Below are 26350 nucleotides of genomic sequence, written 5' to 3'. Positions count from 1 at the left end.
GGTGTGCCACGGTGGGTGTCGCACTCGCGGGGCCCTGGCGGGCGCGGGCGGAGGAACGGAGATTGAGCGCGAGTCCGGCCGGGTGGAGGGCGGATGCTGCGCAGGCTCTTCGAACACACCCTGTGGGGCAGCCGCTTCCTGCTGGTGCTGGGGGTGGTGTCCAGCATGCTGATGGCGCTGGGGGCCTTCCTCCTGGCCACGCTGGATGCGCTGCAGCTCCCGCGCTACCTCGCCAGCTACATGGACCCGGACCTCACCGTCGAGGCGCGGACGGACCTGCGTAACCGGGTGCTGACGCTCATCGTCAAGGCGGTGGACGGCTACATCATCACCGCCGTCCTCATCATCTTCGCGCTGGGGTTGTACCAGCTCGTCATGGGCCGGCTGGAGGTGGCGCGAGACTCGCCCGTTGCCTCGCAGTGGCTGCCGCTGGCGGACCTGGAAGACCTCAAGGGACGCATCGCCAACCTGCTGCTGCTGGTGCTGGTCATCGAGTTCTTCCAGCGCGCCCTGCTCCAGGACGTCGACCGTCCACTGGACCTGCTCTACCTGAGCGTGGGCATCCTCCTCATCGGCGTGACGCTCTGGCTGGGCAAGCGCAAGCCTCCTGGAAAGGGCGCCTGAGGAGGACTGCTGCCGGGCCGCCCGCGTCCGTCCGTGACGACGGCCCAGTTCCCGTTTCCGCTGGCGTTCGTCCACCCTCCCGCCGGGAAGCTCGCATACGCCTCGAAGTCCTCGGCCGTGGATGCACTGCATCATCGGTTCTGGCTGTAATTCCCTTCCTGGGTCTCCCGAAAAGCCCATCGGCGGCGCGGCCTGCTCACGGAGACTCACATGGCATGCTGTGCGGCGCCATGCCCGCCAACACCGTCGCCGAGTACCTCGCCTCCCTCCCCGCCGACCGCCGCACGGCCCTGGAGACGGTGCGGCGCGAAATCCTGAGGAACCTCCCCGCGGGGTACGAGGAGGGAATCCACTTCGGGATGATTGGCTATTGCATCCCGCTGTCCCGCTATCCCGACACGTACAACGGCCAGCCGCTGATGCTCGCGGCGCTCGCATCGCAGAAGCAGTACATGAGCGTGTACCTGATGACCGTCTACGGCGACCCGAAGCTCGCCGCCTGGTTCCAGAAGGCGTATGCGGCGGCGGGGAAGAAGCTCGATATGGGCAAGTCGTGCGTGCGGTTCAAGTCGCTGGACACCCTGCCCGTGGAGCTCATCGGCGAGGCCGTCTCCAAGGTGGACGTCGACGAATACATCGCGCAATACGAGCGGGTGAAGGGCTCCGCGCGCACGCGGCGCGCGGCGAAGCAGGCTCCGGCCCGGAAGAGCGCGGCCAGGAAGGCGCCGGCGACGCGCAAATCCCCGAACAGGAAGGCTCCCGCGAAGGGGAAGACCGGGCGGCAGTAGCTCCGCCCGCCCGGAGGTCACGGGCCCGAGGACGACGGCACCGCCATCCTCGAGCCCCGTGTCACCCGTGCCTCACGGCCACAGGGCCTGCCAGTTCGCGAAGAACTGCGCGTCCTTCACCACGCAGGCGTGCGGGTCCGAGGGGCACAGGCCGGTGGCGCTCGTGATGCGATTCCACTGCGCATTCAGCCGGTCCGGGGCCCAGTGCTGGACGGCCTCCGAGTCACAGATGTCCAGCGTGAAGCCGCTCGCGCTCCACCCGCGCGCGATGAGGCCGCGGTACGTGTCCGCGCCCGGAGGCGTGGTGAGCGGCGGCAGCGTCCAGCTCGCCACGGGCCCCAGGGTGCCGAGCGAGTCGCAGGGAGAGGCGAACGTGACGACGCGGCGCACGCGGTAGTCCTTGCCGATGACGCCCGCATGGCCACCGCCCTGCGAGTGACCGGAGATGATGATCTTCAGCGGGTTGAGGCGGCAGTCCAGGTTGCACGAGGGATTGACGAAGTAGCTGCCCCAGCCGCCCGCGGGGTCCACCGTGTCCCGCAGATACACGAGCAACCGGGTGAGCCGGGGGAGGATGGCGTCGCCCCGGGCCATGCTCGTCACCGCGCTCCCCGGCTGCACGTCGCCGGTGATGAGCGTCCGGCGAGTGGCGAGATAACATGCGTCATCACCGCCGCAGAGCTGAGCGATGGCGGGCTCGTTCTGGTACGTGAGGCCGATGACGCGGTAGCCCTTGGAGGAGGCGCTGGCGTACAGGCTGTGGTCGGCATCGGCGAAGGCGGTGCTGAGCAGGTTCTGCGGCCGGCCGCCGGTGCCGGGCAGGAAGACGACGAGCTCCGCCTTCGTCGGAGTATTGGGACGGATGACGACGTGCGGGTCGGCGTACTGCCCCGAGCCCGGTGTCCCCGCTTCCGCGGGTGTGACGTAGCGGCAGATGGCGCCCGAGGGGCCGGCACACGCGCTCACGCCCTGCTCGACCGTCTGGGCCGGTGGAGCCGTCCCGGCCTCCCCGGCGGGCTCCTGCCCGGCTCCACAACCCATCACGGCCAGTCCCAGCCCCAGTGCGAACGGGGCACACCACTTCATCCACATGCTCGGCCTGCTCAAGCGGACATCTCCTTGATGTGCGTCAGCCGGCGGATTCCCCCTCCGGCACGGGCGCCCGCATGAGGCGCCGGTGGCCTCAACACCCTCCGCGGAGAATGGTTGCGGGCGAAACCACGCGCATATTTTTCGCGCGGCCCCGCGGCCGTTTCCGCGTGCGCGGAAGGTTCCCAAGCGGCTGCTCCGCGCCCGCCCGGCCCCACACCGGGCCGGTGGTCTGGTCCGTCCATTCACGGTAATCCTGGGGGCGTGCATGGGCCCCGGGCCCGCGGGAGGACCTTCACCATGACTGAACGCAACGCCATCGCCGCTGGCTTCGTGACCCACGAAGTCACCAACCAGCCCCCGCCGCTCGTCTACGACGCCTGGAAGACGGACACCGTGCTCCGGGAGACCGTGGCCCGCGAGGGCGGCGGCTGGGCGGAGGCCGAGCTGGCGAAGTACGGCTCCGTGGTGTCCGGAGAGATGATGCAGCTCGCGGTGCTCGCCAACGAGAACCGGCCGAAGTTCAAGCCGTTCGACCGCTATGGCCACCGCCGCGACGAGGTCGAGTTCCACCCCTCCTATCACCGGCTGATGGAGCTGGGCGTCTCCCACGGCGTGTCCGGCTTCGCCTGGCGCAACGAGGAGAAGCCCGGCGCCCACGTGGCCCGCCTGGGCCTCTTCTACCTGCACAACCAGGCCGACCAGGGCACGAGCTGCCCGCTCACCATGACGTACGCGTGCGTGCCCGCGCTGCGCCACCAGCCGGAGCTGGCGCGCGAGTGGCTGCCGCGCGTCATCTCCGCCACCTACGACGGCCGCTTCGTCCCCGCGTCCCAGAAGGCGGGCATCACCGTCGGCATGGGCATGACGGAGAAGCAGGGCGGCTCGGACGTGCGCACCAACTCCACGCGGGCGCAGCGCCTGGGAAGCGCGCGCGGGCCCGGGCAGCCGTACGCGCTGGTGGGCCACAAGTGGTTCTTCTCCGCGCCCATGAGCGACGCGTTCCTCGTGCTCGCGCAGGCCGAGGGCGGGCTGTCGTGCTTCCTGATGCCGCGCTTCACGCCGGACGGCGAGCTGAACGCCATCCGCGTCCAGCGGCTCAAGGACAAGCTGGGCGACTGGAGCAACGCCTCCTCCGAGGTGGAGCTGGAAGGCGCCTTCGCGTGGATGGTGGGCGAGGAGGGCCGCGGCGTGGCCACCATCCTGGAGATGGTCGCGATGACGCGCCAGGACTGCATGATTGGCTCCAGCGGGCAGATGCGGCAGGCGCTGGTGCAGGCCATCCACTTCACCCGCCACCGCACCGCGTTCGGCAAGCGCATCATCGACCAGCCGCTGATGCGCAACGTGCTCGCCGACCTGGCGCTGGAGCTGGAGGCCCACGTGGCGCTCACCGCGCGCGTGTCCCGGGCCGTGGACGCCGCGAAGCGCGACACGAAGGAGGCGGCCTTCGGACGCATCGCCACCTCCGTGGGCAAGTACTGGGTGTGCAAGCGCACGCCCGTCTTCGTCAACGAGGCGCAGGAGTGCCTGGGCGGCGTCGGCTACGTCGAGGAGGCCAACCTCGCGCGCCTGTACCGGCAGGCCCCGCTGAACTCCATCTGGGAGGGCAGCGGCAACATCCAGTGCCTGGACGTGCTGCGCGCGGCCTCGCGCGAGCCGGCCAGCCGCGAGGCCCTCTTCGAGGAGCTGCTCGCGGCGAAGGGCGGCCACGCGGCCTTCGACGCGGCGACGGCGCGCCTGCACCAGGAGCTGGCCAACACGGACGCGCTGGAGACGCGCTCGCGCTTCATCGTCGAGGGGCTCGCCCTGGCGCTGCAGGCGTCCCTCCTCATCCGCGCGGGCAACACGATGGTGTCGGACGCCTTCTGCGAGTCGCGCCTGGGCGGCGCCCACGGGCAGATGCTCGGCACGCTGCCGGCCCACGCGCCGATGCAGGCGCTCATCGAGCGCGCCTTCGCCGAGGAGACGAAGTGATGTGGACCCTCGACGAGGTGCTGACGACGGCGGCGCGGAAGTTCGGCGCTCGCGAGGCGCTCGTCACCGCGAACCGGCGGGTGAGCTTCGCCGAGCTGGACGCGGCCGTCACCCGGATGGCCGCCCACCTGCGGGAGCGTGGCGTGGGGCCGGGCGACAAGGTCGCCGTCCTCGGCCGCAACACGGTTTCATGGGTGGTGGGCTTCCTGGCCACGCTGCGGCTGGGAGGAACGACGGTTCCGCTCAACCACAAGCTGGCCCCGCCGGAGCTGGCCTTCATCCTCGGGCACAGCGAGAGCCGCGCCGTGCTGGCGGACGCGGACCTGGCCGCCGGTGTGCCCGACAGCAGCCGCGAGAAGTGCGGCGTGCTCCTGCTCGGGGGTGATGACACCCTCGACGGGGTGACGCTGTTCGGCGCCGGTGCTCCAGCCCCCTCCACGCGCGCCTCTTCTTCCGGCGACGTCGCGGAGATTCTCTACACGTCGGGCACGACGGGGCTGCCCAAGGGCTGCCTGCACTCGCACGCCAACGTGCTGCTCGCGGGCATCGCCAGCAGCCTGGCCTACGGGCTGGACCCCACCGACCGCGTCCTCCTGGCGATGCCGGTGTGGCACAGCTTCCCGCTCAACAACCTGCTGCTCGGCAGCCTCTACGTCGGCGCCACGGTGGTGATGATGCCGGAGTACCACCCGCTCGGCATGCTGGAGACGATTCAGCGCGAGCGGTGCACGCTCTTCTTCGGCGCGCCGGTGGCCTTCCTCATGCCGCTGCGCGTGGTGCCGGACTTCGAGCGTTATGACCTCAGCAGCATGAGGACGTGGCTGTATGGCGGTGGCCCCATCGACGCGGACACCTCGCGCCTGCTCGCGAAGCGGTACCGCACCGAGCGCTTCTTCCAGATTTTCGGCATGACGGAGACGGGCCCCACGGGCACGCTGCTGCGCCCGGAGGAGCAGGTCGCCAAGGCGGGCTCCATCGGCCGGTACGGCGTCAGCGGCTGCGACGTGAAGGTGATGCGCGACACGCGGACCGAGGCGAAGCCGGGCGAGGTGGGCGAAATCTGGATGCGGTGCCAGTCGATGATGCTGGGCTACCACCGCGACCCGGAGGCGACCGCCGCCGCGTTCCATGACGGCTGGTACCGCACGGGGGATGTCGCCCGCATCGACGAGGACGGCTACCTGTTCATCGTCGACCGCATCAAGGACATGATCATCACCGGCGGAGAGAACGTCTACTCGAAGGAGGTCGAGGACGCGCTCGCCAGCCACCCGGACCTCGCCGAGTCGGCGGTCATCGGGATTCCGCACAAGGACTGGGGCGAGACGGTCGCCGCCATCCTCGTCCTGAAGAAGGGGGCCACCTTCGACGAGGCCGGCGTCCGGGCCCACTGCGAGGCCCGCCTGGCGAAATACAAGTCGCCGCGCATCTTCCACGTGGTGGAGTCCCTGCCGCGCACGCCCTCGGGCAAGGTCATCAAGGTGGAGCTGCGGAAGCAGTACGCGGCGCGGCCGTGAAGAGGGGACCCGGCGAGTCCCCTCTCGGCCGGGTCCTCAGAACGCCGTCTGGAGCTGGATGCGGAACTGGTTGTCGCCCTCGTCGAACTCCTCACCCCAGAGCCGGAAGAAGTCGCCCTGCAGCTTGAAGGCGTGCTCGTGGAAGTAGTAGCTCAGGCCCAGGCCCGCCTCGTTCGAGTCGGAGAGGCTGGTGTCGTCGTCATCCCCGCGGATGATGGAGTAGCGGCCGGAGACCTCCAGGTCCGTGGTGGGCAGCAGGTAGCCCGCCTGGAGGAACGCGCCATAGCCGTTGCGGGCGGCCTCGGTGGGAACGGGCACGCCCTCGTCATCCACCGCGTCCCCGGGGTTGCGGGAGCCGTCGCGGAGGAAGAACTCCGTCTGGGCGGAGAACCCCTGCCACTTGAACATCGCGTCGGCGGTGAGGACGTTGAAGTCCGTCGTGCCCCCGTCGCGAGGCGTGCGCCCGAGGATGCCCCGGGTGCCCCGGGCGTTCTCCAGGTGCGCGAAGGCCACGCCCACGGCCAGGCCCGGCTTCGTGGAGCGCTTGAAGTCCACCTCGCTGTAGTCATCGAAGGTGCCGAAGGGGAGCACGTCCACGCGAGCCAGCGTCATCAGGCTCGGGGCGGCGAGCGCGTTGTAGCTGTGGCCTCCGCCAATGTAGACGCCGGCGGAGTAGCGCAGCAGGTCCAGGCCGAAGAGGTCCTTGGAGCGCAGGTCCAGGCCGAGGTCTCGGTCCAGGTTGAACTCGGCGTTCGCGATGGAGCGGTCCACCATCATCAGGTCACCCGACGAGATGACCCGCTGCCGGTTGAAGGGGACCTTGTACTGACCCACCCGGAGCGTCAGGTCGCGCAGGTAGTCGAACTCCATGTACAGGTCGAGCAGCGCGGACAGCGTCGGGACGTTGTCACGGTCCGTCACCGGCGGGCTGGTGTCGCCGGAGAGGTCCGTGAAGGCCTGGTCCCGGGGCGCGAAGGCCAGCTCCATCTTGTACTTGTTGTGCTTGCCGAACAGGTGGCCGGAGAAGGCCACGCGGGCGCGGCGGAGCATGAACCCGTGCACGAACTCGCGCTCGTCCTCCGACACGAAGTTGTCGTCGGCCTGGTACAGGAACTGCCCGCGCAGGCGCGTCACCAGCTGGAAGCGGCCATCCTCGCTGTTGACCTCCAGCCCCTTGCCGGGCCGCCAGCGCACCTTCGAGGCCGGGCTGTCGGAATCAGCCTTCGGCTTCTCCGGCGCGGGGGGCTTGGGGGCCTCCGCGCCGCCCGCGCTCCCCTGCTCCGCTTCCGGCGCCTGCTCCGCGGCGGCCACCTCCGGAGCGGCGCCGAGCAGCAGGAGCGCCGGCACCACCGCCGTCCACCGCCGGAGGGCCGGGAGTGGACGCTGCGTCACGGGAACAGTGCGTTGGGATGTCTGGTTCGTCACGGTTACGTACCTCGGGCAGGCTCGACCCACTCGGTCGGTGAGCGGAGCGCACGCTGTGCAGCAACTCCGCCATTGCAAGCGGCCCCTGAGTCACATTTCCGAAACGAATCCACTGTCACATGTGGGTGACAAGGTCGAAACACGGCGATGTCGGCCCCATGGGCCTTCCGGCAACGGGCCATTGCCGGAGCAGCCGGCCGAGGTGACACTCCCGTCACCATGCGCAAGTCCCTGCTGATGCTCCTCCTCGCCGCGGTCCCGCTCGGGCTGGCCGCGTGCGGTGACGACGACCCGCCCTCCAACGAGGGGCCGGACATCGACGCGGACCTCGGCGCCTGGACCTGGGTCGACGTCGCCGGCACGGCGTGCGGCAACGGCGAGCAGACGGGCATCGGGGTCAACCCCACCGACGCGAGCACGGACCTCTACATCTACCTGCAAGGCGGCGGCGCCTGCTGGGACGAGCGGACGTGCTTCACCCTGCGGACCGCGAACAACCTGAGCACGGGCTACCAGGCGGCCGAGTTCCAGGCGGACACCGTCCGGAGCTCCGCCATGTTCACCCGGAGTCTGGCCACGAACCCCTTCCGGGACATGTCCTTCGTCTTCGTCCCCTACTGCACGGGCGACGTGCACGCGGGCGACGCGGTGCGGACCTACGGCTCCAAGCAGGTGCACCACAAGGGCGCGAGCAACGTGGCGGCCTGGCTGCCCCGGCTGGTGGCGACCTTCCCGGCCGTGAAGCGCGTGTTCCTCGCGGGGAGCAGCGCGGGCGCGTTCGGGGCGCAGCTCAACTACGAGCGGGTCGCCGCCGCGTTCCCCGGGGCGGAGGTGCACGTCCTCGCGGACTCGGGGCAGATGGTCAACCCCGCCGGCACGCTCTACGGCACCTGGCTCACGAGCTGGGGAGTGGCGGTTCCGCCCGCGTGCACCGGCTGCGAGAGCGACTTCTCGCGCATCCCCGCATCCCTCGCGGACACATATCCGGGCTCGCGGTTCGCCCTGCTCGCCTGGGACCAGGACGCCGTGCTCAGCACCTTCTTCGCGCACCCCGCGCAGACGTACGACACGCTGACGCGCGAGCTCCTCACCTCCGCGTACGACGGGCGGGGCAACGCGCGGTACTTCCTGAAGGCGGGGACGCAGCACACGTTCCTGGGCAGCCTCGACACCGTCACCAGCACCACGGGCGTGGCCCTGGATGACTGGCTGACGCAGTGGGTCGAGGCGGCGCCGGCCTTGAACAACGTGCTGGAGCCCTGAGCCGGGGGCGCTCCGGCCACTTTCGCCGCTCCGGGGGCGCGCTTATGAAGGGCCTGCCCCGCCTATGCGGGTGTGGGCCTCGGGCCCACCACAACGGGTACAGCACCCTCCAGGGAGAACGAAATGTTCGGGAAGCTCGCCGCGGACGCCCTCGGGCTCAGCGACATCGGGACTGTCATCGCTCCGGCGGACTACGACAAGGTGGACTCCGACGACTACGTGATGCACGAGGACCAGGAGAAGATCTTCTTCCTCATCAAGTCCAAGTCCGACGAGTACTGCTTCACCAACAAGGCGCTCATCCACCTGGACGGCACCAGCGCCGCCAGCAAGAAGCGCATGCTGCGCCGCTACAGCTACAGCTCCCATCCCATCTCGAACGTGATGCTGGAGACGGCCGGCAACATGGACATGGACGTGGAGATCAAGTTCCGCCTCGGCTCGCGGGACTTCTCCATCGACGTGCACAAGAAGCAGCTCGAGCAGGTGAAGGACCTCTACAAGGCGCTGTTCCGCATCTCCGAGCTGATGGTGGAGAACGAAATCGCGCTCGGCCACGCCAAGGCGAGCCTCGACGTCGCCTCCGCCACGCTGGGCCGCGGTCAGGCGGGCGCCACGCCCACGGTGGAGGCGTTCAAGGAGCTCAACCAGGCCGCCTTCGCCTGGCTCGCCGGGGCGCAGCAGAAGTACCACGTGAAGGACTTCGGCTCCGTGTTCGAGAAGTACATCAAGAACTGAGCCCCTCCCCGTCCAGCCGCACCCACCGGCGCGCCGCGTGGGACTGGCGGGCCGCATCCAGCACCCGCTGGTTGCGCCAGCCGTCCTCCAGCGTGGCCGCGCCCTCCACGGTGGTACGCCCCGCGCGCAGCGCCTCCGTGAGCGCGCGGGCGTAGCGCAGGAAGCCGCGCGCCCACTCGTTGTCCGGCAGCCCGTGGGGCAGCACCTCCTCCGCGGGCAGCTCCACCCGCTCCCACGCGCGGCCCCCCACCGTGGAGCGCCACAGCTCCCGCCCCTCCACGCGCAGCCCGCCGCGCTCGCACGACACCTCCAGCCCGTGCACCGGCCTGCCCGGCGCCACCGAGGACAGGTCGATGGACGCCGTCGCCTTCCCGAAGCGCAGGAGCAGCCGCGCCTCGTCGTCGCTCGTCACCGGCCGCACCTGCCCGGTGATTGGGTCCGGCCGTGACGTGGTGTGCGTGGCCAGCTCGCCCAGCACCTCGTCCGGCTCGCACCCCAGCAGGAAGCGCAGCGCGTCCACCGCGTGCGAGCCGAGCGCGCCCAGCAGCCCCCCACCCTGCGCCGCGTCCGACCACCAGTCCCACGGCCGGTCCGCGGGCGCGCGGTTGTCGTTCCGGTAGTACACGTGCGCGTGCCGCACCGGGCCCAGCTCGCCCGAGTGCAGCACCTGCCGCATCCGCTCGCGCGCCGGAAGGAAGCGTAGCTCGTGGTCCAGCAGCGCCAGCACGCCCCGCTGCCGCGCCGCGCGCCACATCGCCTCCGCCTCCGCCGCGTCCAGCGCGGTGGGCTTCTCGCACAGCACCGCCTTGCCCATCTCCAGGGCCGCCAGCGTCATGTCCCGGTGCAGCGCGGGCGGCGTGGCGATGCACACCAGGTCCACGTCCGGCCGCGCCACCACCTCCCGCCAGTCCGCCGCCACGTGCGGCACCCCGAGCTGCCGCGCCACCTCCTCCGCCTTCTCCCGCCGAGCGCTCGCGATGGAGACCACCTCCACCCCGGGAAGCGCCCGGAACGCGGGGACCTGCGTGGTGCGCGCGAAGCCCGCGCCAAGCACCCCGATTCGAATGAGACGTCCGGCGCTCATGAGCCCTCCTAGGAGCTGACGCACCCACCAGCCTGAGGTCCTCCCGGCCCCATTGCCAGCGGTGCTGGATTCCAAGTATTCAAGAATTCGCAGCTTTCACTGGGTAACAGACCTCCTGATGACTTCCAGAAACCTTCGCTGGACCGCGGTGTCAGGTGCCCTGCTCCTCGCGGCGGCCGTGGCGCTGCTGTGGCCGTTTGGCGCCTCCCCTCCCACCCCTGGCGACGGCGCCCCGCCCGAGCCCACTTCTTCCACCGAGGTGAGCACGGCGGGTGGCTCGGAGACGGGCGCCGGCGCCACGCCCGTGCCCGGAGAGCCCCCGCCGGCCGTGGAGCAGATTCCGATGCCGGGGTGCTGGGACGGGCTCCAGGAGTTCGACCGGACGGTGTCCATGGACACGTTCCGCGCGGCGCTGCTGGCGGCCATCACCAACAAGGACCGGTACCTGGCGGCGTATCTCCAGGAGCGCCTCACGGAGCTGGTGGGCAACGACGCGAGCCGCGCGCTCCAGGTGCTCGAGTGGTCGAAGGGCACCAGCCATCCGGAGCTGGGCATCTACATGGAGGCGCTGAAGGCCGCGCCCGCCGTGCATGACGCGAAGGTGTCCGGCCAGCTCCTGAAGATGGGCGAGGACAAGGCCGCCAGCTTGCAGGCCCGCTCCGCCGCGCTGGACGCGCTGGAGACGCAGAAGCACCTGGGCCCGTCCGAGCTGAAGCGCCTGAAGGCCGTGGCGCTGGACGAGACGGTGGACTCGGTGGCCTGGGTGGCCACGCGCACCCTGGGCCGGGTGATGAAGGAGGACTACGAGCGCACCGGCAACTACAAACCCTACTGGAAGGAACTGCTCGACGTCAGCGGCAGGTCGGACGACATGGCCGTGCGGCTGCTCGCGCTGGAGATGCCGTCGTACTCCAACCCGCTCCTCGAGGAGGACTCCTTCGACGAGCTGAAGCGCATCCTCTCCAGCGACCGCGAGCGGGACGTGCGGGAGATGGCCGCCTTCCGGCTGGGCGTCACCCGCTCGCCGGACAAGGCGCTCGACATCTACCGCGAGGCCTTCGACAAGGAGCACGACGTCTGCGTGCGCTGGGCCATCTTCCGCTTCGCGGTGCGCGTGGCCGGCGCGGGCGCGCTGCCGCTGCTGGCGGAGTTCGCCGCGAAGGACCCCCGCTTCGTCCAGGACTACACCGAGTTCAAGGACCTCTACGCGTCGGGCACGGTGGACTTCGCCCGCATCTGGCTCGGCAAGGCGGAGCACCACTCGTGCCTCGTCGAGGAAGGAGCGCCGCACTGATGCACTCCACGACGAGGAAGGCCCTGAAGCGCGCGGCGCTCGTGTCCGCGCTCATCTCCCTGCTCCCCTCCTCCGCCCTGGCGACGGAGCCACGGGCGACGGTGCTCGAGCCGGCCACCTGCACGGTGGAGTCCATGCTGGATGACGTGCGCGGCGCGCTGAAGGGCGGCTCGCCAGCGCTGCGGCGGTACGTGAAGTGGCGCCTGCGGGAGGCCGCGCTCGCCATGCCGGCGGACGCGCTCCAGGCGGCCCTGGCCCGTGAGAGCGACCCGGCGGTGCTGGAGGCGCTGGGCGGCGCGCTGGCCACCAAGGCGAGCAACGCGGAGTCCCCCGCGCTGGTGCAGCCGCTATTGGCTCGGGCCAGCGGGGACTCGGACCCGGCCATCCGTGCGGCGGCGGTGCGCGGGCTGCGCGGCGTGCCCTCCGTGGAGTTCATGGAGAAGAACGGCGGCGTGGTGACGTACGAGCAGCTCGTGCGGGACGCCTCCCCCGAGGTGCGCGCGGCGGTGGCGGAGAACCTCGTCTCGGAGAGCGCGGACGTCTACAGCGGGCACGACCGCCGCGTGTCCGAGGCGGCGGTGGCCACGGCGACGGCGGCGGAGGACCCGGCGGTGGCGGCGAAGCTGCTGGGCGAGGTCTCCATGGAGGCCGTGGGCCCGGGCGCGGTGGAGCAGGTGATGAAGCACCTGCGCGCCGAGGACCCGGCGCTGCGCGCCTCGGCGGCCACGGCGATGGGCGGTGTGCCCGGCGCGTCGTCGCAGCTCGCGATGCAGTCGCTCGTGGACCTCTACAAGAGTGACCAGGACCCGGCGGTGCGCAAGGCGGCGCTGCAGGGCATTGCCCGGCTGGGCATGTCCGGCTCGCGGCCGGTGCTGGAGTCGCTGCGCGGCGTGGACCGCGCCATGGACCCGGAAATCGATGCGTGGCTGTCCGCCCTGAGCCTCAACCTCCAGGAGTGGGAGCTGCTGCTGAGGGAGAAGCAGCGGCTGCGGAGGTGACCCCTGCATCACCGCAGTACGCAGTGCCGCAGCGTAACCCCCAACGAAGGAAGTCCTCATGAAGACGATGAAGTTGACGATGGCCGTCGTGGCCCTCGTGGCGGCCGGCTGGGCCACCACGGTGGCCGCGGCGACGGCCGTGGGTCCCATCTGTGACACCGCCGCGCGCGTGGGCTCCACCACCTACTACTCGTGCTCGGGCAGCAGCCACAACGCGCTCGACATGAGCAACGGCACGTGCAGCGTGTGGAACCACCGCGGGATGATCAACGTCAGCCGCTACTACGCCTACTACGGCGGCTGCGCGAACAACTGCAGCGGCGGCACCACCTGCAACGGCGGCGCGGGCAACTACTACGTGGTGACGGGCGCCAGCGGCTGGGACTTCCGCCAGCTCCACCTGAACTCCAACGCGTCGTCCGGCCCCAAGACGTGCGACCGCTGCGCGCTGGGCCTCGTGGGCTCCACCGGTAACTCCACCGGCGCCCACGTCCACGCGGACAACCGCCAGTACGGCACCCGCAAGACGGCCTGGTACACGAGCGTCGGCACCACCTGCGGCTCCAGCGCCTACTGCAGCAACCGCGTCGGCACCCCCACGCTGTAATCCACCGTATCCACGCCCCGCTCCGGCCCTTCACGCGCCGGGGCGGGGTCGTTTCTCTTCAGGCGTCCCGCTCACGCATCCGGAGGCTGCCCCTCCGAGGAGATTCTGCGCAGCAGCTCGGCCGTGGGCCGGTGTAATAGGCCTCGGGGTCGAGTAGCGGGACGTAGTTTCCCCGGGTCAGGTCCGGCACAGGCAGCACGCGCTCCGTGAGCCACTCGTACAGGAACCAGAGGCGGCGGAGGTACTGGCCCAGGGGTTGGGCGCGAATGGCGGCGACGAGCTCTGCCTCGAAGGCTTCGAGGTCGACGCGCTGGAAGTTGGCTCGGGCATGCGCCCTCAAGACCAGTTAGCTTTGAGTGAAAACGCTTAGGAAAGGTGCCTCTCGCTGAAAAACAGTTAGGGGCTGGAGGCAGCTCGCCCATGCGCGCCCGGGGCCGACACACGCCCCCGTGTCGTTACCCCGCCAGCAGCGCCGCGCCAATGAGGCCGCTGTCGTCGCCCAGCTCGGCCTCGGTGATGAGCAGTCCCTCGCGGGCCGTCTGGGACGCCCAGGCCTGCACGCCCTCCACCACGTGGCGCCGCAGGCCGGGGCAGTGCGTCAGCACACCGCCGCCCAGGAGGAGCCGCGCCGGGTTGAGCACCGTCACCTGGTTGGCCACCGCCACCGCGAGGAACCGGGCCGCCCGCTCGTACACCTCGCGCGCCTCGGCGTCCCCGGCCTCCGCCGCCTGCTCCAGCGTCACCGGGGTGATGCGCGCCGCGTCCCCGCCGGTCAGCTCCACCACCTTCGGGGCGTTCCCGCTCGCCAGCAGCTCGCGCGTCTGCGCGATGAGGTTGTGGCCGCCCGCGTACGCCTCCAGGCACCCCAGCTCGCCGCAGCCGCAGCGCCGCCCGCCGGGCACCACCTTGATGTGCCCCAGCTCGCCCGCCACCCCGCCCGCGCCGTCCAGCAGCCTCCCGTTGGCGATGATGGCGCTGCCCACGCCCGAGCCCACGAACACCACCAGCAAGTCCTGCGCCCCGCGCCCCGCCCCGGCGTGCAGCTCGCCCCACGCCGCCGCGGACAAGTCGTTCACCACGCGCACCGGCTGCCCCAGGCGCTCCTTGAGCAGCGCCCCCAGGGGCACGTTGCGCCAGCCGAGGTTGGGAGCGACCGACAGCACGCCCGAGTCCTTGTGAATCTGCGCGGCCGCGCCGACGCCACACCCGGACACCGGGACTCCGGCGGCCTTCACGGCCTCGGAGGCCGCCTGGGCAATGGTCTCCACCACGCCGGCGGGGCTGCGCTCGGCCAGCGCCACCTTGGCGGACGCGAGCATCTTCCCCGCCCCGTCCACCACGGCGGCGCGAGCGAAAGTGCCCCCCAGGTCGATTCCCAGCGTCGGCATCGGCGATGTCCTTTCTCAGCCCTTCAGCCTGGAGACCAACGTCGCGACCAGCGTCTCGACTTCCTTCCGCCGGGCCTCGTCCCTCAGCTTGCCTTCCGGGGTGAAGGCCTCCGCGGCCTTCGGGATGTGCACCTGGGTGGGGAGCACATGGGCCCCCACGGCGGACATCACCTGCCGCAGGTGGGGCTGCATGCGGGCGGTGCCGAAGATGCCGGGCGTGGCCCCCATCATCGCCACCCACTTCTCCTGGAACAGGCGGCCCGGCGGGCGGGACACCCAGTCGATGGCGTTCTTCAGTCCGCCCGGAATCGACGAGTTGTACTCAGGGCTGGCGATGAGCAGCCCCTGCGCCTTCCCCAGCCGCTCGCGCAACTCCGCCACCGGGGGCGGCACGCCCTGGGCCTCCACGTCTCCATCGTAGAAGGGCAGGTTCAGCGCCTTCAGGTCCACCACGTCCACCTCCGCTCCGAGCGAGCGGGCGTGGGCCACGGCGACCTCCAGGAGCATGCGGTTGAAGCCCCCGGTCCGGAGGCTTCCGCTCACGGCGAGGATGCGCGGGCCGGCCATCGCTCAGCCCCCGACTTCCTTCTGCACCCTGGCCACGGTGCTCTCGATGAGGGTCTGGATTTCCTTCAGCCGCTCCGGGGTGTTCGCCTCGAAGCGCAGCACCAGGATGGGCTGCGTGTTGGAGGCACGGATGAGGCCCCAGCCGTCGGGGAACGTCACGCGCACGCCGTCCACGTCGATGATGCTGTGCCCCGCCGCGCGCAGCGTCTCCGTGGCGCGCTTGACCATCTCGAACTTCTTCTCCTCCTTCGTGTCGAAGCGCAGCTCCGGGCTGGCGTACGTCTTGGGCACGTCCGACAGGAGCTGAGACAGCGGCTTCGGCTCGTTCGTGAGAATCTCGAGCAGGCGCGCCGTGGAGTAGATGGCGTCGTCGAAGCCGAAGTAGCGGTTCTTGAAGAAGATGTGGCCGCTCATCTCGCCGGCCAGCTCCGCGTGCTCCTCCTTCATCTTCGACTTGATGAGCGAGTGGCCCGCCTTCCACATCACGGGCTTGCCGCCGTGCTTCGCGATGTCGTCGTACAGCGTGTAGCTGCACTTCACCTCACCGACGATGGCCGCGCCCGGGCTCTCCTTCAGCACGTAGCGGCTGAAGAGCACCATGAGCTGGTCGCCCCAGAGGATGTTGCCCTGGTCGTCGATGACGCCGATGCGGTCCGTGTCGCCGTCATAGGCGATGCCCACCTCGGCCTTCTCGCGCTTCACGGCGGCGATGAGGTCCTGGAGGTTCTCCACCACCGTCGGGTCCGGGTGGTGGTTGGGGAAGTTGGCGTCCATCTCGCAGAACAGGGGCACCACGTCGAAGCCCATGGCCTTGAACAGCGGCACCGCCACCGCGCCGCCCGTGCCGTTGCCGGCGTCGATGACGATGCGCATCCCCTTGCGGCCCATCTTCACCGTCTGGTGGATGAAGTGGTTGTACGCGGTGATGATGTCGTAGGGCTCCACGCGGCCCTTCTTCGCGGACACCTCGAAGTCCTTCGCCTCGATGAGCTTGCGGAGGGCCTGGATTTCGTGGCTGTGGAACGTCGTCTTGCCGGCGCCAACCTTGAAGCCGTTGTACTCGGGCGGGTTGTGGCTGCCGGTAATCATGGCGAGCCCGTCCACCGGCAGGGTGTTGGCGGCGAAGTAGGTCAGCGGCGTGGGCACCACCCCCACGTCGAGCACGTTGAGCCCCGTGGAGGTGAGGCCGGCGCAGAGCGCGTCGCGGAAGCGGGTGGAGGACTCACGGCAGTCCCGGCCCACCACGATGGAGCGGCCGCCCTGGCGCCGGATGATGGTGCCCAGGCCCTTGCCCAGCAGCTCCACCACGTCGGTGGTCAGGTCCTTGTCGACCAGACCCCGGATGTCGTACTCGCGAAAGATATGGGTGTTCATGAAGGTGTCCCCGCCCCCCGGGATGACGGGGAGCATGGCAGAGGGCGGCGGACTCTACACGAGCACGGGGCGGCGCGGCATACGCCTCATGGGCCGGGCTGACTGCTGAACTACTCTGTTCCCCAAGGTCGCTGGCGGCAGGCCGCCCCTCGTGCCAGCGTCCTGGCGGGAAGTTGGGGGGCAAAGGGTACCCGGGTGCCGCGGGAGGGGCGCGGGCCGGCCAGCGTCACGGGCTCATGGCCTCTGGGGACAGGGCGCGGGTTGCCGGGGCCACATCGTGATGGCCCTGCTGGCGCAGCGCCTCGTAGTGGCGCAGCCAGGGCACGTTGAGCGGGTCCAGCGAGAGCGCCTCGGCGTAGCGGGAGAGCGCGTCGCGCAGGGCGCGCCGCACCTCCAGCGCGTGGCCCTGCGTGAAGAGGGTGCGCGCGCGAGCCTCCGCGGCGGGGCGGGCGGACAGGAAGGCGCGGCGCAGCGGCTCCACGGACGCCTCCGTGAGGCCCGCCTCCACGCAGCGCGACAGCCCGGCGAGGTTGCCCCGGACGGCGTCGAAGCCCGCGCGGCTCAGCGGCTCGCCCAGGGTGCGCCGGGCGGCCTCCACGCGCTGGCGCAGCGACTCCAGCGCGCGGCGCTGCTCGGCGGGCAGCGCGCGCTGGCGGAAGGCCTCCAGCCGGCGCAGCGCGGCGCCGGCGCGGCGGCGGACCTCGTCGAAGCCCGCGCCGGGCGGCGCGCCCAGCAGGGTGTACGGGTCATCCACCACGGTGGCGGCGCGGGACAGCAGGCGGGCCAGCTCCCCATCCGGCCGGGGCTCCGCGCCGCGCGGCTTCGCTTCCCCCGCGAGCGCCTGGGCCAGGAACTGGCGCAGCGGCTCGCCGGGCTCGGCGTACTGGACGAAGACGCCGGCCTCCACGTTCCACAGGCGCGCCTCGTCCTGGGTGACGTGGCGGACGACGTCGCACTCGCACGCCACCGTCCGGCCGGCGAAGGACAGCTCCGCCGGCAGCCGCGCCGCGAGCGGGGGCAGAGCCCCGCCCCACGCGGCGAAGAAGCCGTCCGTCGTCACGTCGCCGGCCTTCACGGCCACCAGCTCCTTCGACACGGGGAGCCCCAGCCGCACGCCCAGGCCCGGTGGCGCGGGCACGCACGGCGCGGAGACCTCCACCACCGGAGCGGGGGCCGCTTCGTGGGCGGCCTCCTTCAGCGCGAGGTACAGCGGCGTGGCGCCGTCCTCCGGGACGACATGTCCGAAGATGGTGACATTCCCCACGAGGGGGATGGGCCGGGGCATGGCGTCCCAGGGCACGCCCCCGCCCGGGAAGGCCACGGAGGGCGACGGCGTGACGACAGGAGCGGGAGCCTCCTCCACCAGCTCGCCCACCACGACCTCGATGTCCTCCAACGGCTCTTGCGCATCCTCGGAGGGCGCGAGCGGAGACTCAGCCAGGGCAACGGGCCCCAGGCTCACCGCGAGCGCCTCGCGGAACGCGCGGGCATCCGGGAAGCGGTCCTCGGGGCGCTGGGCCAGGGCGCGCAGCAGCACGCAGGAGAGCGCCCCGGGCACGCTGGGGTTGAGCACGTGCGGCTGTGGCGGCGCCAGCTCCCCCACGCGGCCGAAGCCGAAGGGCAGGCGCCCGGTGACGAGCAGGTAGCCCACCACGCCCAGCGCATACAGGTCCGCGCGGCCGTCCACGGCCTCGCCCGCCCACTGCTCGGGCGCGATGAAGGCGGGCGAGCCCACCACCATGCCGCAGGCGCGCTCCTCCTCGGAGAGGCTGGCGCTGAGGATGGCGCTGGCGCCGAAGTCGAGCACCTTCACCCGCCGCTCGCCGCGCGCGTCGCGGGTGAGGACGAGGTTGTCCGCGGAGAGGTCGCAGTGCACCAGCCCCCGCGCGTGCGCGGCCTCCACCGCCTCCAGCGCCTGTCCGAGCAACTCCACCGCCTCCACCGGCGTCAGCGGCATGGGCAGGCGCGAGAGGGGCTCACCGTGGGCGTACTCCATCAGGAGGCACGGCAGGCCGGCGGGCCCGGCGCGCGCGTCGAGCACGCGGGCCACGTGGCGGTGCGTCAGCTCGCGCAGGGCACGGGCCTCCACGTAGAAGCGCTTGCGCATCTCGGGCCGCGCGGCCAGGTGCGGGTGCAGCACCTTCACCGCGAAGCGGTGCGCGGTGGGCGGATGCTCGGCGAGGTACACCGTGCCCAGCGCCCCCGCGCCCAGGCGGCGCTTGAGGACGAGCGGCCCGTGCCGCTGGCCCTCCAGGGATTGCTCCCGCGCCTGGGGGACGGCCGGGCAGGCTCCGGCCGCGTGGTTCACCGCGCAGTGCTTGCATGCCATCGACGCCACCCCTCGTGCGCCCCGGGTTGGGGCGGCGGCATCGGCTCTGCAACCTCCGTGCAGCGGCCCTTCGTCCATGAGCGGACAGCACAACCTCCCGGGGGAGCGAGCGCGTGCGCAACCGGGTCCGAGCCCACCCGTAAAACTTCCAGACCGGCCCTCGGAAGATTCTCCCGTTCACACTGGGGCTTCCGGGCGCGTCCAGGGACTGTCACCCCCGCCTGCTACTTCGGGTCTGACGGGGAGGTCCCTTCATGTCCGTCCGTCACCTCGGCCGCCGCGGCTGCAGCACTCACAAGCACAGCGGCCGGCCTCACGCTTTTTTCCTCGCGCTCGGAGTCCTTTCCTCCGCGTGCACGAGCTTCAAGGAGATGCCGCTGAGCGAGCTGGACAGCGGCTCCATGTGCTACCGCTCCGCCTCACCGCCGTCCTTCAGTGCACCGCCTGGGGAGGCCCGTGCGAGCGCGAGGGGAGACGGTGGCGCCACGCGGGTGAAGGGCCCGCTGGCACAGCGCGACGCCTTCGTGGAGGTGCTGCTGCGGGCCGGGCTCGCGGACGCGCACACGCGGCTTCCGGAGGAGGCGCCGCTGTCTCCCGAGGATGCGGCGGCCCTGTTCGACGCGCTGCTGGAGCGGCCCGTCACGGTGGCGGGCTTCGGCCCCCGGCTCGTCGCCTCGCGGCTGCTGCGCGAGGTGGTGGAGGGGGACGAGGAGCTGCCGCGCGCGGAGGTGCTGGAGCGTTTGAAGCGCTTCGAGCGGCTGGCCGTGCTGCGTCCGGATGGCTACCTGGCGATGGCGCTCACGGGGGCGACGCGACAGCGCGTGGGCGAGGTGCGGTGGAATGAAGGTTCCTTCCACGCGGGGCCCTTCGAGGTGGGCGCCTTCTACTCGGGCGCGACGGGCGTGTGGCGGCCCGTGGACTCGGCGCTCCAGCTCGGCTTCGACAGCCCGGTGCTGGCCGAGGTCCGCGGCGACGCGAGCGTCCCCGGCCGCGAGCTGAACGGCGGCGAGGAGACGTCCATCGAGCTGGTGCTGGCGCTGGGGCAGCTCGTCACCGGGGAGGAGGACAGCGCCACCACGCTGTCACGGCTCCCCGAGGGCCTCGCCACGCTCATCGCCTCCTCGCCCGGGTACCTGGAGCGCTTCCGGCAGATGACCCGGGGTGAGCGCATCCACGCGCTGTCGAGGCTGACCACCACGCTGCTGGCCACGTGGGGCACGGCGGTGGGCACCTCCCGCACGCTGGCGGCCCGGGGCCGCGACTGGGAGCCGAACCGGCTGCCGGTGCTCTCCCTGGCGGCGGACGGCTCGCTGGCGGTGGAGCGCGTGGCGGTGCCGGTGGGCCGCACGCTCACGGTGCTGGGCACGGGCGCGGGGGCCACGGTCATCCCGCACACGGCGGTGTCGCAGGCGGAGTCCTTCCGCACGTCCACCGCCAGGGGCCCCGGCCGGTGGGGACCTGCCCGCGAGTCCCGGTCCCCGCGCGCGGCGCGCTACCACGAGCAGCTCTCCGGCCGCCCCGCGAGCGAGGCGTACTGGCTGGGCGAGCCGGGCCAGCCGGACGTCCTGAAGTTCGACGGCTTCGAGGAGGGCGTGCTGCTGGAGGTCCGGGGCCCCGGCCTCGAGAGCCGGTTCAACGACGACCTCACGCCCAGGCCGTGGTTCGCGAGCGGAGCGCGAGCGCTCCTCGACGAGGCCCTGCGAAAGCACGAGGCCGCCCAGGCGGCCGGGGTGCGAGTCCGCTGGCACGTCGCGGAGGAGAAGGCGGCCCGGGCCCTCCGGAAGCTCTTCGAGGACCCGCGGCTCGCCGACGTCGAGGTCGTCCAGACGCCGGCGCTGCCCTGAAGCGGCGCGGCTACAGGTACTTCGTCATCTTGCGAGCCTTGAGGGCCTCGACGACCTTGCGCACGTCCTGGCTCTTGTCCTTGGGCACCACGAGGACGGCGTCGCCGGAGTCCACCACCACCATGTCGGTGAGGCCCACGACGGACAGCGGGCGCTTGTCGGCGAGCACCACGCAGTTCTTGCAGTCCACCACCACCGCCGAGTCACCGGACACCACGTTGCCGTTGGCGTCGGCGGGGCGCACCTCGGGGATGGCGGCGAACGAGCCCACGTCGGACCAGCCGAAGTCACCGGGCAGCACCGCGATGTTGGCGGCCTTCTCCATGACGCCGTAGTCGATGGAGATGGACGGCAGCTTGGGGAAGACCTTCTTCAGCACGGACGCGAAGGTGCGCTTGCCCGCGGCCTTGCGCAGGGCGTCCAGGCCCTTCTTCATCTCCGGCATGTGCTTGTCGAAGGCCTCGAGGATGACGTCCGCGCGGAAGACGAAGATGCCGCCGTTCCACAGGTAGTCGCCGGAGGACACGTAGCTGCGCGCCGTCTCCAGGTCGGGCTTCTCCTTGAAGGCCCGCACCTTGCGGCCGCCGCCCTCCAGGGGCTCACCCACCTGGATGTAGCCGTAGCCCGTCTCCGGGTGGGCGGGCTTGATGCCCAGGGTGACGATGTGGCCCGCCTCGGCGAGCTTCGCGGCCTCGGCCAGCGTGGCCTTGAAGCCGGGCACGTTGGCCACGTGGTGGTCGGAGGGCAGCACCACCATGATGCCCTTCGGGTTGCGCGCGGCCACCTGCACGGCGGCCAGGGCGATGGCGGGCGCGGTGTTGCGCGCCACCGGCTCCACCAGGATGTTGCCCCTGGGCAGGCCCTTCACCAGCTTCGCCGCCGTCTTCGCGTGAAGCGGGCCGCAGACGATGAAGGTGTCCTTCACGGACGCGAGCCCCTTGAGGCGCGCGGCGGTGTCGGTGATGAGCGGCTGCTTCGAGGCCAGCGGCAGGAACTGCTTGGGGCGCGCCTGGCGGGACAGCGGCCAGAAGCGGGTGCCGGAACCACCGGCCATGATGACGGGGTAGAGGGGCATGGCGGCGCACCATACCGCCTCGCTTTTTTCGGGGAAGGGGGGGCTTGCTTGGGGGGCATAGGACCCTCCGGCTCCAGGCCGCCCGCCCGCCCTTCGCCCGGGGAGCCGCCGAAGACGGGTGAGAGTTTTGACCCGCCCCCAAAAAGCCAGTCTCATGCCGCGCTGTTGGACTTCCTCAAGGCCAGATCCACCGGGCTGACGCTCCTCCTCACCGTCGCGCTGGCGTTGGGGCTCTCGCTTGCCCCGGGTGTCCCCGAATCGCTGCGCCCCATCCCGAGCCTTCAGCGGAGCGGCCCCCTCGGCCCCAAGCTGACGGCGCTGGTGCTGCCGGCCTCGCTGACGGGAAAGCGCCCCGCGCGCCCGCCCTCGGACACGATGGTGGCGGACGCCCCCGGCTCGCCCACCCTTCCCCCGGAGGAAGAGGAGGAGTCCCCCGACGCCGGCTCCGCCGTGGCGGACACCGTGCCCGCCCTCCCCGCCGTGCCCACGAAGCCCGGCATCGGCCTGGAGGAGCTGAGCGCCCCCACCCTGGCCCGCGCGCTGGAGCTGGAGGCCCTGCGTGAGCGCATGGGCGCCCAGCACGTGGACATCGAGCTCAACTGCCGGAAGGCCGCCGCGGACGGCACCTGCCTGGAGGACGGGCTCGCCCCCTTCACCCGCGCCCTGGCCGAATTGCGCGCGGACACCCGGCGCACGCCAGTGCGGGTGGTGCACCTGGGCGACTCGCTCATCGCGTCCGACTACATCACCGACACGGTGCGTGAGCGGCTCCAGGAGCGCTTCGGCACGGGCGGCAAGGGCTTCCTCTTCATCACCCGCCCGGCCAGCGCCGGCCGCTGGACGCGCTCCGGGCGTGGCTCCGACGGGTGGGTGATTGAGCGGCTGGTGGACACGAAGTGGCCCCGCGACAGGGTGGGCTGGACGGGCGTGGCCTTCACCCCGGGCGGCGGCTCGCAGAGCACGCGCTACGACGTGGAGGGCTCGCGGGTGGCGGAGCTGTTCTTCCTGGCCCAGCCCACCAGCGGCTCCGTGCTGCTCTCCGTGGACGGCAAGGCGCTGCAGCGCGTCCAGACGCGCGGCTTCTCCAAGACGAAGTCCGAGGCCGCCTTCGCCCGCGTGTCCCTCCCCGAGGGCGCGAAGACGCTGTCCCTCACCACGTCCGGCAAGGTGGAGCTGCACGGCGTGTCGCTGGAGACGGGCACGCCCGGCGTCGTCTACGACGCGGTGGGCCTGCTGGGCGGCATGGCGGAGGTGTACCTGCGCGCCCAGCCCGCCGCGTTCCGCGCGCAGCTCCGCCAGCGCAAGCCGTCGCTGGTGGTGCTGATGGTGGGCGGCAACGAGGCGTTCTTCTACTCACGCGAGCGCACCACCCTGGACGAGGTGCGCAAGCAGATGAAGGAGCTGGTGGCCCGCGTGCGCGCCAACGTGCCGGACTCCGCGTGCCTCGTGATGTCCCCCATCGACGCGGGCGTGCGCACCATGAGCGGCGAGGCGATTCCGCGCCGGGGCTCCAAGGAAGTGGGCGACATCTTCCGCGAGGAGGCCCGCGCGGGCGGCTGCGCCTTCTGGGACGCCTTCACCGCCATGGGCGGCGAGGGCTCCGCGCTGCGCTGGCTGGACGAGGGGCTGATGCTGGAGGACCTCGTCCACCCGCGCGCGAAGGGCTCGGACCTGCTGGGCCACCTCTTCGACCTGGCGATGCAGCGCGCCTTCGCGAAGGCCCACTCGCCGCTGCTGAACCTCCATGACCCGCCGGGCCTCCAGGGCGCGGACGCGGCGCTGGTGAAGACCTTCGCCCGGCTGGGCCGCCGCGAGGCCGGCGAGTCCCTGCGCGTGGGCATCTCCCAGCTCGGCGCGTCGCACACGGCCTCGCACTACTTCACGGACGCGGTGCGCGAGGTGCTGGTGAAGCGCTTCGGCGACGCGGGCCGGGGCTTCATCGCCGCGGGCAAGCCGTCCCCGCGCCTGGAGGCGGCGCGCGTGGCCCGCGAGCTGGAGGGCGAGTGGACGGTGGAGGACGCGCTGGAGGCGGCTCCCGGCGGTCTCTGGGGTCTCACCGGCATCCGCGCGGTGGGAGGGCCCGGCGCGAAGCTGCGCATCCAGTTCTGCAAGGGCTGCCCGGACGCGAAGACGCCGCCGGGACGGCTGGACCTGTACACGCTGGACATGCCGGGCGTGAGCGGGCCGGACATCACCGTGGACGGCGAGCCCATGCCGCCGGACGCGCCGCTGCCCGAGCCGCTCGCCGCGCCCACGGTGCGCGTGCGCTCCTTCCCCGTCACCGGCCCCGCGCACACCGTGCAGGTGGCCGCGCCGGAGGGCGGCGGCGTCACCGTGCTGGGCGCCTCGCTGGAGCACGAGACGCCCGGCGTCGTGCTGGACGCGCTGGGCCTGCCCGGCGCCACCGCCTTCACGCTGGGGGACATGGACGCGGCGGCGGTGGACACGCAGCTCGCCTCGCGGCGGCCGGACCTGCTCGTCTTCTGGTACGGCACCAACGAGGCCCACCGGGCGGACCTGGACGCGGCGGAGCTGCGCCGCGACTACACCGCGCTCATCACCCGCCTGCGCAAGGCCACCAACGCCGAGTGCCTGCTGCTGGGCCCCACGGACCGGCTGGCCCGGGACGCGGAGGGCCGGTGGCAGGAGGCGCCCGCGCTGGCGTCGGTGCTGGACACGCTGCCCCGGGTGGCGAAGGACGCGGGCTGCGCGTACTGGTCTCCGCGCGCGGCCATGGGCGGCGAGCGCGCCATGCTGCGCTGGCAGCGCGCTCAGCCGGCGCTGGGCCACCCGGACGGCGTACACCTGACGCCGGAAGGCTACGCGCGGCTGGCGGGCGCCTTCGCGCGCGACTTCCTCGGTGCCTACGAGGCCCACAAGAAGGGCCAGCCCACCGCGCGCGTGGAGGACAACTGACGTGCTGTCCCACAGCCTCCAGTACCTGGTCTTCGTCATCGCGGTGTTCGCCCTCTACTGGGCGGGGCACCGCCAGTATTGGGCCCGCATGGCCGTGCTGCTGGTGGCGAGCCTCTTCTTCTACGCGGCCTTCACGCCCTTCCCGCTCATCATCTTCCTGGTGGGCGTCACGGTGGACCACCTGCTGGTGAAGGGCATGGCCCGCGCGCAATCACAGGGCGTGCGCAAGGCGCTCGTCACGCTGTCCATCGTCTCCAACCTGGGGCTGCTGGCGGGCTTCAAGTACCTGGAGCTGCTGCGGCAGACGGCGGTGTCGCTGCTGGCGCCGCTGGGCGTCGCGGTGCGCACGGAGCCCTTCAACCTGCTGTTGCCGGTGGGGCTGTCCTTCTACGTCTTCCAGGCCATCAGCTACACGGTGGACGTGTACCGGGGGAAGGCGAGCTCGGAGCACTCGTTCCTCGAGCACCTGCTGTACATGCTCTTCTTCCCGCGCGTGGTGAGCGGCCCCATCGTCCGCGCGTCGGAGCTGATGGCGCACTTCCGGGAGGTGCCGAGCCTCACGCCCGAGCAGGGCGGCCACGCGCTGTTCCGCATCGCGGTGGGCCTGGTGAAGAAGCTGGTCATCGCGGACGTGCTGGGCAGCGGAATCGTGGACCCGGTGTTCGGCGCGCCGGAGAAGTACGCCTCCGCCGAGTGCATCGTCGCCGCGGTGGCCTACACCTTCGAGCTCTACTACGACTTCTCGGGGTACTCGGACATCGCGATTGGCGTGGCGGCGCTGTTCGGCTTCAAGTTCCCGGAGAACTTCAACCGGCCGTACCTGGCGAAGAACCTCGGCGAGTTCTGGAACCGCTGGCACATGAGCCTGTCCACGTGGCTGCGGGACTACCTGTACCGGCCGCTGGGCGGCAACCGCGTGTCGAAGCCGCGCGTGCTGTTCAACCTGATGACGGTGATGGTGCTGGGCGGCCTGTGGCACGGGGCGGACTGGCGCTTCGCCGTCTGGGGCGCGGTGCACGGCGTGGCGCTGGGCATCTCCCGTTGCTGGGAGTGGACGGTGGGCAAGCCGCAGTCACCGGGCATTCCCCGCGTCGCGACGGGCATGCTGGCGACGTTCGTCATCGTCGTGCTCACCCGCGTCGTCTTCCGGGCGCCGGACATGACGCACGCGGGGGAGTTCTACGCGCGCATGATGGCGGGCGTGCCCGGCATCGCCAACGTCAGCCCGCTGGTGTGGGGCATGCTGGCGGCGGCGGTGTTCTTCCACGCCGTGCCGATGAAGCTCTACACCGTGTCGTCGGAGCTGTTCGTGCGGCTGCCCGTGCCGGTGCGCGCCGCGGCGCTGGTGCTGCTCGGCCTGGGCATCCGCCACCTGTCCGCCGTGGAGACGCGCCCGTACGTGTACCTGCAGTTCTAGGCGGAGCGGACGGGCGTGCCACGCCGCTTTGTTACC

20 protein-coding genes are annotated in these 26350 nt (G+C 71.5%); 12 read left to right on the top strand and 8 right to left on the bottom strand.

Features of this window, described 5'->3' with window-relative positions; genetic code table 11:
- The first annotated feature begins 93 nt into the window (after window positions 1-93).
- Together K8638_RS07180 and K8638_RS07175 are read left to right on the top strand one after the other, a co-directional pair.
- Entirely contained in the window at window positions 94-624 is a 531-nt protein-coding gene (locus tag K8638_RS07180; RefSeq protein WP_223753675.1) for a YqhA family protein, read from the top strand.
- Between the two features lie 215 nt (window positions 625-839).
- The gene (locus K8638_RS07175) at window positions 840-1412 is read left to right on the top strand and encodes a DUF1801 domain-containing protein (RefSeq protein WP_223753674.1); all 573 of its coding nucleotides are present in this window, start codon (window positions 840-842) and stop codon (window positions 1410-1412) included.
- A gap of 72 nt (window positions 1413-1484) precedes the next feature.
- On the opposite strand, the gene K8638_RS07170 is transcribed toward K8638_RS07175, so the two are convergent.
- Window positions 1485-2519 (bottom strand): hypothetical protein, encoded by a 1035-nt coding sequence (locus K8638_RS07170; protein ID WP_223753673.1) that lies wholly within the window; start codon window positions 2517-2519, stop codon window positions 1485-1487.
- Between the two features lie 282 nt (window positions 2520-2801).
- Here K8638_RS07170 and K8638_RS07165 point away from each other — a divergent pair, with 282 nt between their 5' ends.
- Window positions 2802-4478 carry an isovaleryl-CoA dehydrogenase gene (locus K8638_RS07165; protein WP_223753672.1) on the top strand — a complete coding sequence of 559 codons (1677 nt, stop codon included), beginning with the start codon at window positions 2802-2804 and terminating at the stop codon, window positions 4476-4478.
- Entirely contained in the window at window positions 4478-5995 is a 1518-nt protein-coding gene (locus tag K8638_RS07160) for a class I adenylate-forming enzyme family protein (protein WP_223753671.1), read from the top strand. Before K8638_RS07165 ends, K8638_RS07160 begins: the two co-directional genes overlap by 1 nt.
- A 36-nt stretch (window positions 5996-6031) precedes the next feature.
- Here the strand turns inward: K8638_RS07160 and K8638_RS07155 are convergent, their stop codons facing one another.
- The gene (locus tag K8638_RS07155; protein ID WP_223753670.1) at window positions 6032-7387 is read right to left on the bottom strand and encodes a porin; all 1356 of its coding nucleotides are present in this window, start codon (window positions 7385-7387) and stop codon (window positions 6032-6034) included.
- A 252-nt stretch (window positions 7388-7639) separates the two neighbouring features.
- Between K8638_RS07155 and K8638_RS07150 the strand changes: the two genes are divergently transcribed.
- Together K8638_RS07150 and K8638_RS07145 are read left to right on the top strand one after the other, a co-directional pair.
- On the top strand, window positions 7640-8683 hold the full coding sequence (locus tag K8638_RS07150; protein WP_223753669.1) for a pectinacetylesterase family protein: 1044 nt from the start codon (window positions 7640-7642) through the stop codon (window positions 8681-8683).
- Between the two features lie 123 nt (window positions 8684-8806).
- Window positions 8807-9421 (top strand): PH domain-containing protein, encoded by a 615-nt coding sequence (locus K8638_RS07145; protein ID WP_223753668.1) that lies wholly within the window; start codon window positions 8807-8809, stop codon window positions 9419-9421.
- Here K8638_RS07145 and K8638_RS07140 read toward each other — a convergent pair.
- Window positions 9411-10505: a Gfo/Idh/MocA family protein gene (locus K8638_RS07140; protein WP_223753667.1), complete on the bottom strand. Its 1095-nt coding sequence runs from the start codon at window positions 10503-10505 to the stop codon at window positions 9411-9413. The two genes, K8638_RS07145 and K8638_RS07140, sit on opposite strands and share 11 nt — an antisense overlap.
- A gap of 118 nt (window positions 10506-10623) precedes the next feature.
- Between K8638_RS07140 and K8638_RS07135 the strand changes: the two genes are divergently transcribed.
- The 3 genes from K8638_RS07135 to K8638_RS07125 are packed head-to-tail and all read left to right on the top strand — an operon-like array spanning window position 10624 to window position 13404.
- Window positions 10624-11799, top strand: coding sequence for a HEAT repeat domain-containing protein (locus tag K8638_RS07135; protein ID WP_223753666.1), 1176 nt, complete (start codon window positions 10624-10626; stop codon window positions 11797-11799).
- Complete coding sequence (locus K8638_RS07130; protein ID WP_223753665.1) at window positions 11799-12797, top strand: HEAT repeat domain-containing protein; 999 nt, start codon at window positions 11799-11801, stop codon at window positions 12795-12797. Before K8638_RS07135 ends, K8638_RS07130 begins: the two co-directional genes overlap by 1 nt.
- 58 nt (window positions 12798-12855) lie before the next feature.
- Window positions 12856-13404: a M23 family metallopeptidase gene (locus K8638_RS07125; protein WP_223753664.1), complete on the top strand. Its 549-nt coding sequence runs from the start codon at window positions 12856-12858 to the stop codon at window positions 13402-13404.
- A 455-nt stretch (window positions 13405-13859) separates the two neighbouring features.
- Here K8638_RS07125 and K8638_RS07120 read toward each other — a convergent pair whose 3' ends face one another.
- The 4 genes from K8638_RS07120 to K8638_RS07105 form a co-directional block, all read right to left on the bottom strand.
- Window positions 13860-14792, bottom strand: coding sequence for an ROK family protein (locus K8638_RS07120; RefSeq protein WP_223753663.1), 933 nt, complete (start codon window positions 14790-14792; stop codon window positions 13860-13862).
- Window positions 14793-14807: 15 nt separating this feature from the next.
- On the bottom strand, window positions 14808-15359 hold the full coding sequence (locus K8638_RS07115) for an NADPH-dependent FMN reductase (protein ID WP_223753662.1): 552 nt from the start codon (window positions 15357-15359) through the stop codon (window positions 14808-14810).
- A 3-nt stretch (window positions 15360-15362) separates the two neighbouring features.
- A complete protein-coding gene (locus K8638_RS07110) occupies window positions 15363-16733 on the bottom strand; it encodes a phosphomannomutase/phosphoglucomutase (RefSeq protein ID WP_223753661.1) in 1371 nt (456 codons plus the stop codon).
- Window positions 16734-16959: 226 nt separating this feature from the next.
- The gene (locus tag K8638_RS07105; protein ID WP_223753660.1) at window positions 16960-19062 is read right to left on the bottom strand and encodes a serine/threonine-protein kinase; all 2103 of its coding nucleotides are present in this window, start codon (window positions 19060-19062) and stop codon (window positions 16960-16962) included.
- Between the two features lie 371 nt (window positions 19063-19433).
- Here K8638_RS07105 and K8638_RS07100 point away from each other — a divergent pair, with 371 nt between their 5' ends.
- The gene (locus K8638_RS07100; RefSeq protein ID WP_223753659.1) at window positions 19434-20906 is read left to right on the top strand and encodes a Tox-REase-5 domain-containing protein; all 1473 of its coding nucleotides are present in this window, start codon (window positions 19434-19436) and stop codon (window positions 20904-20906) included.
- A 10-nt stretch (window positions 20907-20916) separates the two neighbouring features.
- On the opposite strand, the gene K8638_RS07095 is transcribed toward K8638_RS07100, so the two are convergent.
- Window positions 20917-21981, bottom strand: a complete 1065-nt coding sequence (locus tag K8638_RS07095; protein ID WP_223753658.1) for a mannose-1-phosphate guanylyltransferase — start codon at window positions 21979-21981, stop codon at window positions 20917-20919.
- Between the two features lie 165 nt (window positions 21982-22146).
- Here K8638_RS07095 and K8638_RS07090 point away from each other — a divergent pair, with 165 nt between their 5' ends.
- Together K8638_RS07090 and K8638_RS07085 are read left to right on the top strand one after the other, a co-directional pair.
- A complete protein-coding gene (locus tag K8638_RS07090) occupies window positions 22147-24897 on the top strand; it encodes a GDSL-type esterase/lipase family protein (RefSeq protein ID WP_223753657.1) in 2751 nt (916 codons plus the stop codon).
- A 1-nt stretch (window position 24898) separates the two neighbouring features.
- A complete protein-coding gene (locus K8638_RS07085; RefSeq protein WP_223753656.1) occupies window positions 24899-26314 on the top strand; it encodes an MBOAT family protein in 1416 nt (471 codons plus the stop codon).
- Window positions 26315-26350: the final 36 nt, after the last annotated feature.

The sequence above is a fragment of the Myxococcus sp. RHSTA-1-4 genome, from assembly GCF_020037125.1.
In the GTDB taxonomy this organism is placed as follows: Bacteria; Myxococcota; Myxococcia; order Myxococcales; family Myxococcaceae; genus Myxococcus.
Note: the sequence above shows the minus strand (reverse complement) of the source record. Positions and strands in the feature narration are given on the sequence as shown.

Excerpts from the sequence above, each read along its gene's own strand:
- K8638_RS07180 (WP_223753675.1), top strand. The coding sequence starts at position 94 with ATGCTGCGCAGGCTCTTCGAACACACCCTGTGGGGCAGCCGCTTCCTG.
- K8638_RS07175 (WP_223753674.1), top strand. The coding sequence starts at position 840 with ATGCTGTGCGGCGCCATGCCCGCCAACACCGTCGCCGAGTACCTCGCC.
- K8638_RS07165 (WP_223753672.1), top strand. The coding sequence starts at position 2,802 with ATGACTGAACGCAACGCCATCGCCGCTGGCTTCGTGACCCACGAAGTC.
- K8638_RS07160 (WP_223753671.1), top strand. The coding sequence starts at position 4,478 with ATGTGGACCCTCGACGAGGTGCTGACGACGGCGGCGCGGAAGTTCGGC.
- K8638_RS07150 (WP_223753669.1), top strand. The coding sequence starts at position 7,640 with ATGCGCAAGTCCCTGCTGATGCTCCTCCTCGCCGCGGTCCCGCTCGGG.
- K8638_RS07145 (WP_223753668.1), top strand. The coding sequence starts at position 8,807 with ATGTTCGGGAAGCTCGCCGCGGACGCCCTCGGGCTCAGCGACATCGGG.
- K8638_RS07140 (WP_223753667.1), bottom strand. The coding sequence starts at position 10,505 with ATGAGCGCCGGACGTCTCATTCGAATCGGGGTGCTTGGCGCGGGCTTC.
- K8638_RS07135 (WP_223753666.1), top strand. The coding sequence starts at position 10,624 with ATGACTTCCAGAAACCTTCGCTGGACCGCGGTGTCAGGTGCCCTGCTC.
- K8638_RS07130 (WP_223753665.1), top strand. The coding sequence starts at position 11,799 with ATGCACTCCACGACGAGGAAGGCCCTGAAGCGCGCGGCGCTCGTGTCC.
- K8638_RS07125 (WP_223753664.1), top strand. The coding sequence starts at position 12,856 with ATGAAGACGATGAAGTTGACGATGGCCGTCGTGGCCCTCGTGGCGGCC.
- K8638_RS07120 (WP_223753663.1), bottom strand. The coding sequence starts at position 14,792 with ATGCCGACGCTGGGAATCGACCTGGGGGGCACTTTCGCTCGCGCCGCC.
- K8638_RS07115 (WP_223753662.1), bottom strand. The coding sequence starts at position 15,359 with ATGGCCGGCCCGCGCATCCTCGCCGTGAGCGGAAGCCTCCGGACCGGG.
- K8638_RS07110 (WP_223753661.1), bottom strand. The coding sequence starts at position 16,733 with ATGAACACCCATATCTTTCGCGAGTACGACATCCGGGGTCTGGTCGAC.
- K8638_RS07105 (WP_223753660.1), bottom strand. The coding sequence starts at position 19,062 with ATGGCATGCAAGCACTGCGCGGTGAACCACGCGGCCGGAGCCTGCCCG.
- K8638_RS07100 (WP_223753659.1), top strand. The coding sequence starts at position 19,434 with ATGCCGCTGAGCGAGCTGGACAGCGGCTCCATGTGCTACCGCTCCGCC.
- K8638_RS07095 (WP_223753658.1), bottom strand. The coding sequence starts at position 21,981 with ATGCCCCTCTACCCCGTCATCATGGCCGGTGGTTCCGGCACCCGCTTC.